Source organism: Stenotrophomonas sp. YJH_SMC_79 (genome assembly GCF_059367995.1).
The window spans coordinates 108,273-126,122 of sequence record NZ_JCAFRK010000002.1; the positions used below are offsets into that span (position 1 = coordinate 108,273).

The window sequence follows — 17,850 nt, forward strand, 5'->3', positions numbered from 1 at the left end:
AGGAAATTGTCAGGGGCCGGTCGGGTAGGTGGCGCGGGGGTGTCCGCGGCATGGATGCCGCGGCCAAGCCCCCAGGGATGGGTTCACGGCGTCCCCTGCGACGCCCACCCGCCCGGGCCAGCCCAGGAATTTGCGATTTGCGCCCAGCCACGAGGGGCCCCGCCGTTGGCTGGAACCCATCATTCCACCGCGGAATTGGCGCCCGGGCCCCGCTGGGCCTACCATCGGCGGTCCCCACCCCCACCACCCCTTCCATGTCCGCTCCCGCTTCCGCCGCACCGCGTCGCTGGTTCGTCGCCGGTGACTTCAACGGCTTCTTCGGCCTGGTCGTCGACAACCTCTCCATCCTCGGCTTCATCGCCATGGCCCTGGTCGGCATCTTCCAGTTCCCGGCCGATGTAGTGTTCGGCCGCATGTTCCCCGGCACCGCCTTCGGCGTGCTGGTCGGCAACCTGCTGTACACCCTGATGGCGCGCCGGCTGGCCGCGCGTACCGGCCGCGACGATGTCACCGCCATGCCGCTTGGCCTGGATGCACCGACCAGCATCGGCATGGCGCTGCTGGTGCTCGGCCCGGCCTTCATCGCCTTCAAGCAGCAGGGCATGGACCCACACGCTGCGGGCATCGCCACCTGGCAGCTGGGCATGGCCGCGCTGGTCATCATGGGCGTGCTCAAGTTCGTGCTGTCGTTCTTCGGCGAAGCGGTCACCCGCGCGCTGCCGCGTGCGGCGCTGCTGGGCTCCATTGCCGGCATCGCGCTGGTGCTGATGGGCCTGTTGCCGTTGCTGGAAACGCTGCGTTCGCCGCTGGTCGGCTTCACCACGCTGGGCCTGCTGCTGTACGTGCTGATCGCCAAGGGCAAGCTGCCGGTGCGAGGCCCGGGCGTGCTGCTGGCGTTCGTGTTCGGTACCGTGCTGTATTACGGCCTCGGCCTGGCCGGGTTGGGCGCGCCGGGCTTCCACGTGCCGGAGTGGGTGCCGCCGCAGGTGGTGCTGCCGCTGCCGACACTGGGCTTCCTTGATGGCCTGCCCACGGCGATGACCTACCTGCCGCTGCTGCTTCCGTTCGGCCTGCTGATGGTTGTCGGTGGCATCAACGTCTCTGAAAGCGCACGTGCGGCCGGTGATGACTACCGTACCCGTGACATCCTGCTGGTGGAAGCGGTGGCGACGCTGGTGGCCGGTGTCTGTGGCGGTGTTGCGCAGACCACGCCGTACATCGGCCAGCCCGCGTACAAGCACATGGGCGCACGCAGCGGCTATACGCTGCTGACCGGCCTGTTCGTTGGCATCGGCGGCATGCTCGGCATCATCTCCGGGCTGGTGCAGTGGCTGCCGCTGGCGGTACTGGCGCCGATCATCGTGTACGTGGCCATCGACATCACCACCCAGGCCTTCCAGGCCACGCCGCGGCACCATACCGGCGCGATGGTGTTCGGTTTCCTGCCGTCGGTGGCCTATCTGCTGGCGATCAAGGCGCCGGGCTGGATCGCGCCGGACCAGCTGCCGCAGCTGCTGACCAAGCTCGACGGGCATGGCCTGCCGGAGCTGGCGGTGATCTTCACCCTCGGCAATGGCTTCATCATCACCTCGATGCTGTGGATCTCGGCGGTGGCGGCAATGGTCGATGGGCGCCTGCGCCGCGCCTGCGGTTTCCTGCTGGTGGCGGCGGTGCTGACCCTGTTCGGCCTGATCCACTCGGTGGACCCGCGCGGCGGCATCTACCTGCCGTGGGACCTGGAAGGGCTGGCGCGCACTATCAGCTGGCAGTTCGCGGGGGCCTACGTGGCATTGGCGTTGCTGCTGGGGTTGCTTTCGCTGCAGAAGCAGCCGGTGCAGCCGCTGGGTGAAAACAGCTGACCCCACGGTGGTGCCGGCCGCTGGCCGGCAACGCGGTGGGCTGTAGACGTATCGTGTGGTTGCCGGTCAGCGGCCGGCACTACCGCTCTCCATCCAGTTCCGGGTAGTGGCGGAAGATGCCATGGGGGTTGAACGGCAACCGCCGTTCCGAGGCCAGGTAGGCGGTGATGTTCGGCCGCTTCGCCACCCGCTCCTGCAGCGCGCGCAGCAGGGGCAGGGTCGGTGCCAGTGCCTGCATGCGGCGCGGGAACATGTAGTCCAGCCCGCTCAGCAGCTGGAACAGCGACAGATCCACATACGAATGCTCGCGCAGTGCATGGCGGCCACCGTTGGCGGCCAGCACCTGCTCGAAGTAGCCGAGGAACTTGGGCAGGCGCTCGCTGCGCAGTGACGCGGCTCGTGCCTTGGCTTCGGTCTTCTGCTCTTCGTAGTACTTCGATGCGGCAATCGGATGATGGGTGTCATGCACCTCGGCCACCAGGTCGGCGATGGTCAGCTGCAGTTGCAGCGCCTGCATCCGCCGCGACGCCGCCTGCGGCACCAGGTCCAGCGTCGGGCCGAGGAAATCCAGGATCGCCGCCACCTGCGCGATGACCTGGCGGCCGGCCTTCAGGAACGGCGGCGCGAAGGGCTGCGCACCTTCACTGCTGCCATCCAGGAACGGCTGCATCACCGCATCGCCGTGCACCCGTGCCATGTCAATGTAGTCGGCGCCGGCATCTTCCAGCGCCAGCCGCACGAACTCGCCACGGCCCTGGATGCCGGTCCAGTAGTACAGCGCGTACTGCATGGCAGTGCCTCCACAGGACAATACCCACAGCGTCGCGCGGAGCATGCAAAGCAGGCGTGAGCGCGGCCTTGCTGCAGGGCTCAACCCGAACGGCAGCGGAACAGGCGGGGAACCGGCTGCAATCGGTGGGGTCACACCTTCTCCATGCGTGTGAAACGAGGTGCTGCATCATGCAGAGTGGAAAGGCGGTATGGCCCTGGGTGTTGGGAGTGGTAGTCATCGGTGGTGCGGGCGGTTGGCTGTTCCGCGATCAGCTGAAGAGCCTGGCAGACGGTGTTTCGGTGCCGGTGCAATCAAGCCCTGCCAGTACCAGCGCACCGCCACAACCGCAGGCGGCCGCAGAACCCGCGCCAGCACCGCCGCCGATCAGGCATCCGCTGGATACCGAGGCCGCCGCCGATCCCGCGCTGCCGAAACTGGCCGACAGCGATAGCGCGGCCTGGGGTGCATTGAGCCAGCTGTTCCAGGGCGAGGGCCCGCTGACCCTGCTGCTGCGAGATCACCTGATCCAGCGCCTGGTCACCCAGGTCGACAACCTGGACAAGCCCAGCGTGCCACCCACCGCACTGGCCGCGAGGCCGCTGCCGGGCAGCCTGCAGGTCGAGCCCGGCGAGGGTGGCGAACGCATCGCCGCCAGCAACGCCGCGCGCTATGCGCCCTATGTGCAGGCCTTCACCGCGCTGGACCCGGCGACGACGGCCACTGCCTACAAGCGCTTCTATCCGCTGATCCAGCAGGCCTATGTGGACCTGGGCCGACCCGACGGATATTTCAATGATCGCCTGGTCGCGGTGATCGATCACCTGCTGGAGACCCCGGAACTGGCCCAGGCGCCGCTGGTGGAACGCGATGAGCGCGGCCGCTACCGCTTCGTCGATTCGACCCTGCAATCGCGGTCCATCGGCCAGAAGGTCCTGCTACGGATGGACGCAGCCCAGGCGCGGGCGGTCAAGCAGCAGCTGCGCGCTTTCCGTACCGCGATCAGCCGCTGAACCCGCCCACCGCGCATGACTGATCCGGATCAACGCGCCGACCACACCCGCTCCGGCATGCTGGCCGCAGGCTGACTGGCCTCGGGGTGCAGTCGCAGTCACCCTTGAAACGGGGTGGGGCAACCGCATCTTTCCAGCATCGCCGGCGCGGGCCGGCCCTGATGACCGATGAGGATTCGCAATGCGGATGGACAAGCTCACCTCGCGTTTCCAGCAGGCGCTGGCAGACGCACAGTCGCTGGCCGTGGGCCGCGACAACAGCATCATCGAACCGGTTCACCTGTTCAGCGCGCTGCTGGACCAGCAGGGCGGCAGCACGCGTCCGCTGCTGGCCCAGGCCGGCGTGAACGTGCCGGTACTGCGCGAACGCCTGACCGAAGCGCTGGATGCGCTGCCCAAGGTGTCCGGTCAGGCCGGCAACGTCTCGATGGGCAATGACCTGGGGCGCCTGCTGAACCAGACCGACAAGCTGGCCCAGCAGAACGGCGATGCCTTCATTGCCAGCGAGTGGTTCGTGCTCGCGGCGCTGGAGGACAGCGGCACGCTGGGCATGGCGCTGCGCGCCGCCGGTGCCGACAAGACCCGCCTGCAGGCTGCGATCGACAAGCTGCGTGGCGGCGAGAACGTACAGTCGGAGAATGCCGAGGAACAGCGGCAGGCGCTGGAGAAATACACCATCGACCTGACCGCGCGTGCCGAGAGCGGCAAGCTCGATCCGGTGATCGGCCGTGACGAGGAAATCCGCCGCACCATCCAGGTGCTGCAGCGCCGGACCAAGAACAACCCGGTGCTGATCGGCGAACCCGGCGTGGGCAAGACCGCGATCGTGGAAGGGTTGGCCCAGCGCATCATCAACGACGAAGTGCCCGAGGGCCTGCGTGGCAAGCGCGTGCTGTCGCTGGACATGGGCGCGCTGATTGCCGGCGCCAAGTTCCGCGGTGAATTCGAGGAGCGCCTGAAGGGCGTGCTCAACGACCTGGCCAAGAGCGAAGGGCAGATCATCCTGTTCATCGACGAGCTGCACACCATGGTCGGTGCAGGCAAGGCCGACGGCGCGATGGATGCCGGCAACATGCTCAAGCCGGCGCTGGCACGTGGCGAGCTGCATTGCGTGGGCGCCACCACGCTGGATGAGTACCGCAAGTACATCGAAAAGGATGCTGCGCTGGAGCGCCGCTTCCAGAAGGTGTTCGTGGGCGAACCGTCGGTGGAGGACACCATCGCGATCCTGCGCGGGCTGAAGGAGAAGTACGCCGTGCACCACGGCGTGGAGATCACCGACCCGGCCATCGTGGCGGCGGCCACGCTGTCCAATCGCTACATCACCGACCGCCAGCTGCCGGACAAGGCCATCGATCTGATGGACGAGGCGGCCTCGCGCCTGCGCATGGAGATCGACTCCAAGCCGGAGGAACTGGATCGCCTGGAGCGTCGGGTGATCCAGCTGAAGATCCAGCGCGAGATGCTGAAGAAGGAAAAGGACGAAGCCTCGCGGCAGCGTCTGGCCGACCTGGAGAACGACATCGATGCGCTGGAGCGCGAGTTCTCCGACCTCAATGAGATCTGGAAGTCGGAGAAGGCCGCGCTGCAGGGCGCGACGAAGATCAAGGAGCAGGTCGAGCAGGCCAAGCTGGAACTGGAAGCCGCGCAGCGCCGCCAGGATTTCGCGCGCATGAGCGAGATCCAGTACGGCCTGTTGCCGCAGCTGGAAAAGCAGCTGACCGCCGCGCAGGAAGCCGAGCACAAGGACTTCAAGCTGGTGCAGGACCGGGTCACCGACGAGGAGATCGCCGAGGTCGTCTCGCGCTGGACTGGCATTCCGGTCAACAAGATGCTCGAAGGCGAGCGCGACAAGCTGCTGCGCATGGAAGAGGTGCTGCACAACCGCGTGGTCGGCCAGGAAGAAGCGATCAAGGTTGTCTCCGATGCGGTGCGCCGCTCGCGTGCGGGCCTGTCTGATCCGAACCGTCCGGCCGGCTCGTTCCTGTTCCTCGGCCCGACCGGCGTGGGCAAGACCGAGCTGTGCAAGTCGCTGGCCGAATTCCTGTTCGACAGTGCCGACGCGATGATCCGCATCGACATGAGCGAGTTCATGGAGAAGCACAGCGTCGCCCGCCTGATCGGTGCGCCCCCGGGCTACGTTGGCTACGAGGAAGGTGGCTACCTGACCGAGGCGGTGCGTCGTCGCCCGTATTCGCTGATCCTGCTCGACGAGGTAGAGAAGGCGCATCCGGATGTGTTCAACATTCTGCTGCAGGTGCTGGACGATGGCCGCCTGACCGATGGCCAGGGCCGTACCGTGGACTTCCGCAACACCGTCATCGTGATGACCTCGAACCTGGGCTCGCACCAGATCCAGGACATGAGCGCCGACGACAGCCCGGAGGCCTACACGCAGATGAAGGCGGCGGTGATGGGCGTGGTGCAGGCGCACTTCCGCCCGGAGTTCATCAACCGCCTGGACGACATCGTGGTGTTCCATCCGCTGGACAAGCAGCAGATCAAGCAGATCGCGCGCATCCAGATGCGCGGCCTGGAAAAGCGCCTGGCCGAACGTGGCTTGAAGCTGCTGGTGTCCGATGCAGCGTTCGACCTGCTTGGCAATGTCGGTTTCGATCCGGTGTATGGCGCGCGTCCGTTGAAGCGTGCGATCCAGGCACAGCTGGAAAATCCGCTGGCGCAGAAGATCCTGTCCGGCGCCTTCGTCAACGGCGACACCATCGAAGTCGGCAACGACGGCGGCCATCTGGTATTCGCCAAGGCGTGATTCACACGGGGCGCTGCCTGACCGCAGCGCCCCGTTTCCTCCGTCAGCGCCGGGCCATGCCCGGCGACTTCTCAGAAGCGGTGCGTGTACCCGCTCATCAACCCGAACTGGTTGGGTTTCTGCACGATCGGGCTGTCGGCCGCATCGCCGAGCAGGCGCGTGCCTTCGGCCGAGATGTACCAGTTGCCATTGCGGCCCACGCGGTGGCTCCACTTCAGGCCGAGACCGGCGCTGACCAGGCCAGCCTTCGGCTTGTGCTGGGCAAAGCCGGTGCGCGCCGCCTGTTCCGGGCTGACGCCGTACCAGGTCTGCATGTAACCGCGGTTGCCGTAGTCGGTGGAAACACTGCCGCTGACTACGCCACCGGCCAGGTCGAACAGCGGCATGCTCAGGTTCAGGTGGATCTGCTGGGTGGACAGGCCGTTCTCGGCCTTGTCCTCGTCCTTGCGGGTGAACTGCCAGGAACCGCTCAGCACGGCCTCGCCCAGCGTATAACCAGCGGAGAGGCCGACCAGGGGACGGGTACGGATATCACCCATGCCGCGCAGGAAGTCCGAGCCACCGAGGGCCGAGTCCTTGTCCCGGCGGCTGCCGCTGGCACCGATGTAGGCGCGCACGTGCGTATGTTGGCCGATGCCCGTGCCCCAGCCGATGCCACTGGTGCCCAGGAACCAGCCACCGGGTGACATGGCATCGAAGGACAGCATGGGCGACGCCTGGTACTCCTTGCTGCCGCTGTAGCGTGGGGTCGCACCGGCACCGGCGGCGACTTCGAAAGTCCAGTGGTCATCCTTGGCGTGGGCGATCGGCGCGGCAAACAGCGGCAGCAGGGCCAGGCAGAGCAGGGACGGGGTACGGCGAAGCTGGGACATGGAATCTCTCGACAATGGGAGGAAAGCAGCACGCGCATCCGGCGAGTGCTGCAGGGTTGCCAGCGTGGCGATATGCCGGCGACCGATCCCTCCGCAGTTGTGCGGGAGTTGTAATCAACTGTAATGGCGCCCTTGGGCGTTCAGCTGGCAGCCAGCGGCCAGTGCATTTCCAGGCGCGCGCCGCCCAGCGTGGCGCAGCTGATGCGAAGTTCGCCATTGTGGCGGGCGGCGATGCGGCTGACGATGGCCAGGCCCAGTCCGAAGCCGCCGGTGTCGCGGCTGCGGCTGTCGTCCAGGCGGGTGAACGGGCGCATCACCTTCTCGCGATCGGCTTCGGCGATGCCGGGGCCGTCGTCATCCACGCGCAGGCAGGCGCGGCCGCCGACACCGACCAGCGAGACTTCCACCTGCGAACGCGCGTGGCGCAGCGCATTGCCCACCAGATTGCTCAGTGCCAGTTGCAGCAGGCGCGGCTCGGCATCCACACGTGGCAACGCACTGGGCTGGACGCGCAGGACTACGCCGGCACGTTCGGCATCACGGCGCACATCGGCCAGGCAGGCCTGCAGCCAATCGTTGGCTTCGATGCGCTGCATCGGCTCGCCTTCGCTGGGATGCTCCAGGCGTTCATAGGCCAGCAGTTCGCTGACCAGCCGGTTGAGTTCGGCCAGGTCGCCGTGCAGGCCCTGCGCCAGCCGTGCACGGCGTTCGCGATCGTCGCTGTCCTGCATCAGGTCCAGGCCGAAGGCCACGCGCGCGATCGGCGTGCGCAGTTCATGCGAGATCGCATGGGTCAGGTCACGTTGGCGCTGCACCAGTTCGGCCACGCGTGCGGCCATGCGGTTGGAATGGTCGACGATGACCCGGATCTGCGAGCGTGGCGAGACCTGTGCGCGCGCCTGCAGATCACCGGCACCGATGCGGTCGGCGTGCAGGCGCAATGCTTCGAGGTCGCGCCAGAGCAGGCGCACCCAGGCATACAGGCTGGCGCCCACCAGCAACAGGATGCTGAGATAGACGGCGATGGTCATGTACGTCGTCATCTGCACCGCGCCAGGCAGGCGCAGATGCAGCCAACGGCCGTCGAGGCCCTCGATCGGCAGCAGGACCTGCTGGTACTGGTCGCGCGTGATGAAGCCATCGGCCTGCACGGCCGCCTGTTCCTGCGGGTCGAGCGTGGGAGGACTGTCGAGCAGGGTCAGGGCGATGCCGTAGTGGGGCTGCCAGTGCTGCAGGCGCTCACGCTGCTGCCCGGTGTCCAGGCCGGCCAGGCCACTGCGCAGGGCGTATACCTGTCCGCGCACCTGCTGGACGAAGACGCGATCCTGCATGGGCGTGTAGATGCCGTCCAGGATGCGGTTGAAGAAGAACACCGAGATCAGGAAGCAGGCACCGGTAACGAACCACAACCACAGGAACAGCCGCTTCATGCCGTCCAGGCCGACGGGTTGAACTGGTAGCCACGGCCCCACACGGTCTTGATCCGCCGCGGTTCGCGCGCATCGTCGCCGAGCTTGCGGCGCAGCTTGCCGATGCTGACATCGACGCTGCGGTCCAGGCCGTCGAAGCCGATGCCGCGCACCGCCTGCAGGATCTGGTCGCGCGACAGGATCTGCCCCGGCTGGCTGGCCAGCAGCCACAGGATCTCGAATTCGGTGGTGCCCAGTTCCACCGGCTGCGCGTGCAGGTGCACCTCACGCTGCATGCGGTCGATCAGCAGTTCACCATGCATCAGCCGGCAGGGCGTGCCGGTGTTGCTGCTGCCGTGCCGGCGCCGCAGCAGGGCGCGCAGGCGGGCCAGCAGCAGTCGCGGTTCGATCGGCTTGTGCACGTAATCGTCGGCGCCCGATTCAAGGCCCAGCACCTGTTCGATGTCGTCCTCGCAGGCGGTCAGCATCAGGATCGGTACATCGGAGAAGCTGCGGATCTGCCGGCACACGTCGATGCCGCCGAGGCCGGGCAGCATCAGGTCCAGCACCACCAGTTCCGGCGCGTGCTGGCGGCAGGCCGCACCGGCGAGGTCGCCACGCGCGACGTGCTGCACGGCGAAGCCATGTTCGTGGAGGTAATCGCTGACCAGCTCGGCCAGGCGACGGTCGTCTTCCACCAGCAGGACCTGGGTCGGTGTGCCGCTGGCGGTGGGTGTCCAAGGGGATGGCTGCATACGCGTTGGGCTTCCGTGCCCGGGCAGGAGCGCCCGGCGGCGAAGCCTAGCAACGGCCCATGACGGCTGCCTGAATCGCGGCCAACCTGATAACCGGCGGTACTGGCGTCATCGCCAGCGGCTTTCAGCGGCCGGCCCCGGCTGGCCTATGGTGGCGGTTTCCCCGGATGGAGCCTGGTGCAATGAGCGACCCGCAGTGGCAACTGGAAACCCTGGCCGTGCACGGCGGCTACCGTCCCGATCCGACCACCCGCGCGGTGGCGGTGCCGATCTACCAGACGGTGGCATACGCCTTCGATGACACCCAGCATGGCGCCGATCTGTTCGACCTGAAGGTGCCGGGCAACATCTACACGCGCATCATGAACCCCACCACCGACGTGCTGGAGCAGCGCCTGGCCGCCCTGGAAGGTGGCATCGGCGCGCTCGCGCTGGCCTCGGGGCAGGCCGCGATCACCTATGCCATCCAGACCATCGCCGAGGCTGGCGACAACATCGTTGCCTCCAGCGCGCTGTATGGCGGCAGCCTCAACCTGCTGGCGCACACGCTGCCGCAGTACGGCATCCAGGCGCGCTTCGCCGATCCCGCCGATCCGTCCGCCTTCGCCGACCTGATCGACGAGCGCACCAAGGCCGTGTTCGTCGAATCGATCGGCAACCCGCGCGGCAACGTCACCGACATCGCTGCGATTGCCGAGGTCGCACATGCCGCTGGCGTGCCGCTGATCGTGGACAACACCGTGGCCACACCCTTCCTGCTGCGCCCGTTCGAGCACGGCGCCGACATCGTGGTGCATTCGCTGACCAAGTACCTGGGCGGCCACGGCACCAGTCTTGGTGGCGCGATCATCGATTCCGGCCGCTTCGACTGGGCGGCGCAGCCCAAACGTTTCGCGCGCCTCAACCAGCCCGATCCCAGCTACCACGGCGTGGTCTATACCGACGCACTGGGACCGGCGGCCTACATCGGCCGCGCGCGGGTGGTGCCGCTGCGCAATACCGGCGCCGCGTTGTCGCCGTTCAACGCCTTCCTGATCCTGCAGGGCATCGAGACCCTGGCCCTGCGCATGGAGCGCATCAACGCCAATGCACTGGCCGTCGCGCAGTACCTGAAGGCGCACGACAAGGTGGCATGGGTGCGCTACGCCGGACTGGCCGACGACCCGGAGCATGCTGCCGCCCAGCGCTACCTCGGTGGCCACGGCTCGGGCGTGCTGACCTTCGGCCTGCCAGGCGGCCGCGAAGCCGGCGCACGCTTCCTCGATGCGTTGAAGCTGTTCACCCGGCTGGTGAACCTGGGTGACGCCAAATCGCTGGCCACCCATCCGGCGTCCACCACCCATCGCCAGCTGGACGCAGCTGAACTGGCCCGGGCCGGCGTCAGCGAAGACACCGTGCGGCTGTCGATCGGCATCGAGCACATCGGCGACCTGCGCGCGGACCTGGAACAGGCCCTGGCCGGCGCCTGATAGCCACACGCTTGGTCGTCATCGCCACAGGCGATCACCACCGGCGCCGCGATGCGCTACGGTGGAACTGCCTCTCCAAGGCGTGGCAACGTGGCGATCCAGATCCCCGGTCGATGCGGGTCGACCGGGGATTTTTTTGTAGTAGATCCACGCCATGCGTGGATGAACGTCATCGAACATCATCCACGCATGGAGTGGATCTACTGTGTCGACCAAGGTCGACACCTACCAGAGCAGGACGCCACCTCGCCATCCCACGGACAGCCAGCTTCGGACGTTGACGTTGACGTTGACGTTGATTCTGCAGGTGCAGGGCTGCAAGCCCTGCCGCCCGCACACCCCTCACACCACCGGAATGCTGTGCTGCCCCAACCCCCGGTACGGCGGCGTCGACATGATCATCTCCGCCAGCGAATACGCCAGCTCACGTTCGGCCATCACCGTGCCATCGGCGCCGTGTTCCAGCAGATGCTTCACTTCCGCATCGCTGTGCGCACGCGCCAGCAGGGTCAGGTCCGGATTGATCGCCCGCAGCTTGGCCAGCGCCTCACCGGCTTCCAGCGGCTGCGGAATCGCCAGCACCGCAATCTTGGCACGTTCCGGATGGGCCTCGGCCAGCACCCGGTCGGCGGCGGCACTGCCTCGGATCGCCGCAATGCCATTGGCATGCGCACGCTCCACGTGGTCCTTGTTGTCATCGATCACCAGCACCGGCACGCCGCGATCACGCAACACCTGCGCCAGTTCGCTGCCGACCCGGCCGTAGCCGATCACGATGGCGTGGTCACGCAGGTCGCGCGAGGGGCCGATGGCCTCTTCCGGCTCGGCCGGTTGCGGCTGCTGTTCCTGCTTGGCCTGCCAACGATCGAGCAGGCCGAACACCAGTGGGTTGAGCATGATCGACACCAGCGCACCGGCCAGCACCAGTGACTGGCCTTCCTTCGGCAGGATCTGCAGCGCCACGCCGAGGCCGGCGATGATGAAGGCGAACTCGCCGATCTGCGCCAGGCTGGCCGAGATGGTCAATGCGGTGCTGGTCGGGTGGCCGAACGCACGGACGATGAAGAACGCAGCGGCCGACTTGCCGAACATGATGATCAGCACGGTGGCCAGCACCTGCCAGGGATGCTGGACGAGGATGTTGGGGTCGAACAGCATGCCGACCGAGACGAAGAACAGCACTGCGAACGCATCACGCAGCGGCAGCGAATCATGCGCGGCCTTGTGGCTCAGCTCCGATTCGTTGAGCAGCATGCCGGCGAAGAACGCGCCCAGTGCGAACGAGACGCCGAACAACATGGCCGAGCCGAACGCCACGCCCAGCGCGATCGCCAGCACCGAGAGGGTGAACAGTTCGCGCGAACCGGTGCCGGCGATACGCTCCAGGATCCACGGGATGACCCGGCGGCCGACCACCAGCATCACCGCCACGAACAGGCCCAGCTGCACGAACGTCCAGCCGATGTCGGCCAGCACGCTGCCCAGCGAGTGCGATTCCTTGGCCGCGTCGGGGCCGAACACGCCGGCCATCACCGGCATCATCACCAGCGCCAGCACACAGGCCAGGTCTTCGACGATCAGCCAGCCGACCGCGATCTTGCCGCGCATCGTCTCCAGCAGGCGGCGTTCCTCCATCGCCCGCAGCAGCACCACGGTACTGGCCGTAGCCAGCGAGAAACCGAAGATGACCCCGTGCAAGGCGGGCCAGCCCATCAGCGAGGCCACGCCCCAGCCGAGCAGGGTGGCCACCGCGATCTGGCCGATGGCACCGGGGATTGCGATGGCCTTGACCGCCATCAGGTCCTTCAGTGAGAAGTGCAGGCCGACGCCGAACATCAGCAGCATCACGCCCAGCTCGGCCAGCTGGTTGGCCAGCGCCTGGTCGGCGACGAAGCCGGGGGTGAACGGACCGACGCAGATGCCAGCAACCAGGTAACCGACCAGGGGAGACAAGCGGAGCTTGTTGGCCAGCGCGCCGAAGATGAAGGCGAGCCCCAGGCCAACGGCCACGATGTTGATCAGGTCGGTGTCATGGTGCATCGGCACTCGCAGGCAATCGGGGGGATGCCCCGATTTTCACCGATGAGGCCAGATACGGCAAACCCGCCGGCCACGTGTCGTGGCCGGCGGGTTTGCCCACGCATTTCTCCTCTACCCCCGCCTTCGGCGCGCGCCTTCAACAAGAAGGGGCTCTCCTCCAGATGCGGCGAGGGGTTGCCGGCCAGCGGCCGGCACTACCAGAGCTGCGCCGGGCATGGCCCGGCGCTACCGATACCGCTTACCAGGTGTACTTGACCCGCCCGTACACATACGCGCCGTTGAAGCCGAACGGCGAGTAGTTGCTGTACGGCAGCATGCCGAACGTGGAGTTCTGCAGGTCTTCGGTGCGGTCCGGGTACTTGTCCAGCAGATTGTCGGCGCCCACGGTCAGGGTCCAGTTGCTGCTCGGCTTGTAGCTGGCCGAGGCATCCACCACCCAGGCATCGCCGTAGGTCTGGTCACGCAGCGCGGTGGCCGAGTTGCGCACGGTGAACTTGCCGTAACGGGTTGCCGCCAGCCCCAGTTCCCAATGATCCGAACGCCAGGTGCCGCTCAGGATCGCCTTGTCGCGCGGGTAGCTGTCCTCGATGCGCCCGATCTCGTCGCGGCCGATCAGCGACTGGGTCAGGCCCAGCGTGCCGAACACCGCCGGGGTGCCACCGACGCGGCGCACTTCGGTGTCGTTGTAGCTGTAGGCCGCGGTCAGTTCCAGGCTGCTGGCCGTGAACGGCACGGTGTAGCTGGACACGAAGTCAACGCCGCGGGTGCGCGTATCCAGGCCGTTGGTGAAGTACGAGAACGCGGTCACCTGCGGCAGGCCGAGGCTGGACAGCAGCGCGCCGCTGGCGGCGTTGGTGGTGATGCTGGACGACAGCGCGATGCGGTTGTCGATGTCGATCTGGTAGGCATCGACGGTGATGTACAGGCGATCCACCGGCTGCAGCACCAGGCCCAGGCTGTAGGAAGTGGACGTCTCGGCCTTCAGCGGCGAAGCGCCCAGCGCCTGTGCGGCTGCGCTGGTAGTCGGGAAGGTGCCGCGTTCAACGAACACGCCGTTGGTGAACTGGCTGGTGACGGCCTGGTAGCCCTGCTGCGCCAGCGACGGCGCACGGAAGCCGCTGGAGGCGGTTGCCCGCAGCGCGACCTTGTCGGTGAACGCATAGCGCGCCGACAGCTTGCCGGAGAAGCGGTCGCCGAAGTCCGAGTAGTCCTCGTAGCGGCCGGTGATGCCGGCCGAGAATTTCTCGGTCAGATCCGCTTCCAGGCCGGCGTAGACGGCGTAGTTGTGGCGGTCGGCATGCACCTCATTGGTCGGGGTGAAGCCGCCGAAGCCCTGTGCGCCGCTGCCGGTGTACGAGTTCAGCTCGCCCGGCTTCTGGTCCCACTTCTCCTTGCGGTACTCACCGCCGAAGGACAGCGTGACCGGGTAGGCCAGGCCCCAGTCCAGCGACTTGGTCAGGTCAGCGTTGAAGATGTCCTGCTGGTACTTCAGTGTGCCGTCGTAGAACGAGCGCGGGCTGGTCGCACCCAGGCTGTAGTTGATGCTGTTGCGGGTGTGGAAGTCCAGGGTGTTCTCGCCGTGGTTCAGGCTCAGGTCCCAGGTCCAGCCGTTGTCGGTGTTGCCCTTGACCCCGGCCACCAGCGAGCGGTCCTTGGAGTACTGGTTGATCTCCGGCACGAAGCCATCGGGGTAGGTCTGCGCCAGCAGCGCGGTCTGGTTCAGATGGTTGCGCGAGCGGTAGAACGCGAACGAGGTGATGTCGCGGTTGCTCAGCAGCGCGCTGGCGTAGCCGGTCACGTGGTCGCTGAAGTCGAAGCTGGCGTTGACCGAAGCGGCGGTAGCGTCCACACGCGGGTCGCCGACGATGAAGGTGGTCTGGCCGACGCTGGGGTAGTTGCCGGTGTTCGGCGTGGTGCCACGGTAAGGACCGGCGCGGTTGCTCTCATCCTGCTGGCTGATCTGGCCAGCCACGTGCACGCGGCCGCGGCCGTTGCCGAACTCGACGCCGGTATCGCCGGAAAGCTGGTACTTGTTGCCGTCACCGGCCGAGTACTGGCCGTAGTCCACCGCCAGGCTGCCACCACTGCCGCTGCCCTTGAGCACGATGTTGATGACGCCGGCGATGGCATCCGAGCCGTATTGCGCCGACGCGCCGTCGCGCAGCACTTCCACGCGCTCGATGGCGGCGATCGGGATGGCGTTGATGTCCACCGCCGACGAGCCACGGCCGATGCTGCCGTTGACGTTGATCATCGCCGAGGTATGGCGGCGCTTGCCGTTGACCAGCACCAGCACCTGGTCCGGCGACAGGCCGCGCAGCTGTGCCGGGCGCACGCCGCTGGTGCCGTCGGTCAGGGCCGGGCGCGGGAAGTTCAGCGAGGGCAGGGCGCGCGACAGCGCCGTGGCCAGTTCGCTGGTGCCGGTGGACTGCAGGGCTTCGGGGGTGATGATGTCGATCGGCGACTGCGATTCGGCGACCGTGCGGTCGGCCACGCGGGTGCCGGTGACGATCACCGTGTCCAGGGTGTTGGCGGCGGTACCGGCCTGCTGGGCAGCGGCAACGAACGGAGAGCCACCGAGTGCGACAGCGACGGCGGCGGCGATCAGGCTGGTCTTGCGGGTCATCGGGATGGGGCTCCGGTTGGCGGGGGGCGGCACCGGAATCGACATCACGGACGTGAGGCGGACGGCGGTTGTTGCGGTGCGCAAAGCAGGAATTAACGGGATATTCAGTGCCTGTCAAATGGTTGCAACAGGAAAAAACGTTGCAGTAGCAACCATTTAGCGGCAGGGGGCAGCGGCGGGAGGTGGGGCCCGGGGGCTGCGCGGGGCCGACGAGGGAGAGAGTTTGCCTGCCGCCGCGCATCCCGGGGCGCGTCAAGTATTCGTTAACGCTAGAATTGCGTCGCAGGAACAGTGCTCACCAGCACATTCCATTCGGTTATATGGACCCTTCCCCCGATGATCTCCCTTCGTAATTTCGCCTTGCGCCGCGGCGAGCGGCTGCTGTTGTCCAATGTCGACCTGACCCTGCACGCCGGTTACCGGGTGGGTGTGGTCGGCCGCAATGGTGCTGGCAAGTCCAGCCTGTTCGCGGCGGTGAAGGGCGAGCTGGAGGCGGACAAGGGCGATGTCGATCTGCCCGGCAAGGTGCGCATCGCCAGCGTTGCCCAGGAAACCCCGTCGCTGCCGGACCCGGCACTGAGCTTCGTGCTCGGCGGTGACATCGAAGTGGCCGCGGTGCTGGCCGCCGAGGCCGACGCGACCGCCCGCGAAGACTGGGAGGCGGTGGCCGAAGCGCACACGAAGATGGCCGAGCTCAATGCCTACGACGCCGAAGCGCGCGCCGGCAAGCTGCTGCACGGCCTCGGCTTCCCCGCCGATACCCACCACCGCGCGGTGTCCTCCTTCTCCGGTGGCTGGCGCGTGCGCCTGAACCTGGCGCGCGCGCTGATGATGCCCAGCGACCTGCTGCTGCTCGACGAACCGACCAACCACCTCGATCTGGACGCCGTGTACTGGCTGGAACAGTGGCTGCTGAAGTACCCGGGCACCCTGCTGTTGATCTCGCATGACCGCGAGTTCCTGGACAACGTGGCCACCCACACCCTGCACCTGCATGGTGGCGGCGCCAAGCTCTATCCGGGCGGTTACACCGATTTCGAGCGCCAGCGCGCCGAGCAGCTGCGCCAGCAGCAGATCGCGCACGAGAAGGAGCAGGCCGAGCGCGCCCACCTGCAGAGCTTCATCGACCGCTTCAAGGCGCTGGCCAGCAAGGCTGCGCAGGCGCAGAGCCGCATGAAGCGGCTGGCCAAGCTGACGGGAACTGAAGCGGTGCGCGCCGAGCGCGAGTTCCGCGTTGAGTTCGCGCCGCCGGCCAAGCTGCCGTTCTCGCTGATCCGCCTGAATCACGTCGAGGCTGGCTACGGCAAGGACGCGGTGATCCTGCACAACGTCGGCTTCGGCCTGGAAGCGGGCCAGCGTATCGGCCTGCTCGGCCCGAACGGTGCCGGTAAGACCACCTTGGTGAAGACCCTGGTGGGCGAGCTGGCGCCGATCGCCGGCGAGCGCATGGCGCACCCGGACCTGAAGATCGGCTACTTCGCCCAGCACACGGTGGAGTCGCTTCACGAAGGCCAGTCGCCGATGGAACACTTCCGCGAGATCGCCCCGGATGCGCCGAACCAGTCGTTCCGCGACTTCCTCGGCAAGTGGAATTTCCCGGGTGACCGCGCGTTCGAGCCGGTCGATGGCTTCTCCGGTGGCGAGCGCGCGCGCCTGGCGCTGGCACTGATCGCCTGGCAGCAGCCGAACGTGCTGCTGCTGGACGAACCGACCAACCACCTTGACCTGGAAATGCGCGAAGCGCTGGCCGAAGCACTGTCCACCTTCGAGGGCGCGATCGTGATGGTCTCGCATGACCGCCATCTGATCGGCCTGGTCTGTGATACCTACTGGCGTGTGGCCGATGGCGTGGTCGAGCCGTTCGACGGCGACCTGGATGCCTACGCCGCGTGGCTGCGCACCCGCCCGCAGGCGCAGGGCACCAAGGCGCGCATGGAACAGGTGGAAGAGCCGGTGGTGGTCAAGACCGCGCCGGTGGCGCAGGTGGTGCAGAAGAAGCCGGTGAACCCGCACAAGCTGGCCGCCGCCGAAGCCAAGGTGGCCGAGCTGGAAGGCGCACTGGCCGAACTGGACCGCCAGCTGGCCGACCCGGCCAACTACGCCGACGCCACCCGCATGGCGGTGATCGGCCGTGACCGCGAAACCGCCGCTGCGGAGCTGGAGAAGGCCGAAGCGGCGTGGATGGAACTGCTGGAGTCCTGATCACGCAAAAAAAGGGGACGGAGGGGATTAAGTCGTTTGTGCCATAAACGACTTAATCCCCTCCGTCCC

The 17,850-nt window shown here is 67.0% G+C and carries 11 protein-coding genes; 5 read left to right on the plus strand and 6 right to left on the minus strand.

From position 1 onward, the window contains the following. Positions 1-254 precede the first annotated feature (254 nt). Positions 255-1,859 carry a SulP family inorganic anion transporter gene (locus AC5P57_RS07355; protein WP_262234642.1) on the plus strand — a complete coding sequence of 535 codons (1,605 nt, stop codon included), beginning with the start codon at positions 255-257 and terminating at the stop codon, positions 1,857-1,859. A gap of 79 nt (positions 1,860-1,938) precedes the next feature. On the opposite strand, the gene AC5P57_RS07360 is transcribed toward AC5P57_RS07355, so the two are convergent. Further along, positions 1,939-2,649, minus strand: a complete 711-nt coding sequence (locus tag AC5P57_RS07360) for a glutathione S-transferase (RefSeq protein ID WP_262234643.1) — start codon at positions 2,647-2,649, stop codon at positions 1,939-1,941. A gap of 170 nt (positions 2,650-2,819) precedes the next feature. Here AC5P57_RS07360 and AC5P57_RS07365 point away from each other — a divergent pair, with 170 nt between their 5' ends. Together AC5P57_RS07365 and clpB are read left to right on the plus strand one after the other, a co-directional pair. Beyond that, a complete protein-coding gene (locus tag AC5P57_RS07365) occupies positions 2,820-3,641 on the plus strand; it encodes a DUF3014 domain-containing protein (RefSeq protein ID WP_262234645.1) in 822 nt (273 codons plus the stop codon). Between the two features lie 181 nt (positions 3,642-3,822). Next, the gene (gene clpB, locus AC5P57_RS07370) at positions 3,823-6,408 is read left to right on the plus strand and encodes an ATP-dependent chaperone ClpB (RefSeq protein ID WP_262234646.1); all 2,586 of its coding nucleotides are present in this window, start codon (positions 3,823-3,825) and stop codon (positions 6,406-6,408) included. 71 nt (positions 6,409-6,479) lie between these two features. Here clpB and AC5P57_RS07375 read toward each other — a convergent pair whose 3' ends face one another. The 3 genes from AC5P57_RS07375 to AC5P57_RS07385 form a co-directional block, all read right to left on the minus strand. Beyond that, the gene (locus tag AC5P57_RS07375; RefSeq protein ID WP_262234647.1) at positions 6,480-7,280 is read right to left on the minus strand and encodes a MipA/OmpV family protein; all 801 of its coding nucleotides are present in this window, start codon (positions 7,278-7,280) and stop codon (positions 6,480-6,482) included. 140 nt (positions 7,281-7,420) lie between these two features. Beyond that, on the minus strand, positions 7,421-8,710 hold the full coding sequence (locus tag AC5P57_RS07380) for an ATP-binding protein (RefSeq protein ID WP_099551288.1): 1,290 nt from the start codon (positions 8,708-8,710) through the stop codon (positions 7,421-7,423). After that, positions 8,707-9,444 (minus strand): winged helix-turn-helix domain-containing protein, encoded by a 738-nt coding sequence (locus AC5P57_RS07385; protein WP_099551289.1) that lies wholly within the window; start codon positions 9,442-9,444, stop codon positions 8,707-8,709. Before AC5P57_RS07385 ends, AC5P57_RS07380 begins: the two co-directional genes overlap by 4 nt. 182 nt (positions 9,445-9,626) lie before the next feature. On the opposite strand from AC5P57_RS07385, the gene AC5P57_RS07390 reads away from it, so the two are divergent. Then, on the plus strand, positions 9,627-10,913 hold the full coding sequence (locus AC5P57_RS07390) for an O-acetylhomoserine aminocarboxypropyltransferase/cysteine synthase family protein (RefSeq protein WP_099551290.1): 1,287 nt from the start codon (positions 9,627-9,629) through the stop codon (positions 10,911-10,913). Between the two features lie 342 nt (positions 10,914-11,255). Here the strand turns inward: AC5P57_RS07390 and ybaL are convergent, their stop codons facing one another. Both ybaL and AC5P57_RS07400 read right to left on the minus strand, forming a co-directional pair. Next, positions 11,256-12,953: a YbaL family putative K(+) efflux transporter gene (gene ybaL / locus AC5P57_RS07395; protein WP_262234650.1), complete on the minus strand. Its 1,698-nt coding sequence runs from the start codon at positions 12,951-12,953 to the stop codon at positions 11,256-11,258. A gap of 238 nt (positions 12,954-13,191) precedes the next feature. Then, positions 13,192-15,579: a TonB-dependent receptor plug domain-containing protein gene (locus AC5P57_RS07400; protein ID WP_099551292.1), complete on the minus strand. Its 2,388-nt coding sequence runs from the start codon at positions 15,577-15,579 to the stop codon at positions 13,192-13,194. 336 nt (positions 15,580-15,915) lie between these two features. Between AC5P57_RS07400 and AC5P57_RS07405 the strand changes: the two genes are divergently transcribed. After that, on the plus strand, positions 15,916-17,781 hold the full coding sequence (locus tag AC5P57_RS07405; protein WP_262234652.1) for an ABC-F family ATP-binding cassette domain-containing protein: 1,866 nt from the start codon (positions 15,916-15,918) through the stop codon (positions 17,779-17,781). The last annotated feature ends 69 nt before the right edge of the window (positions 17,782-17,850 follow it).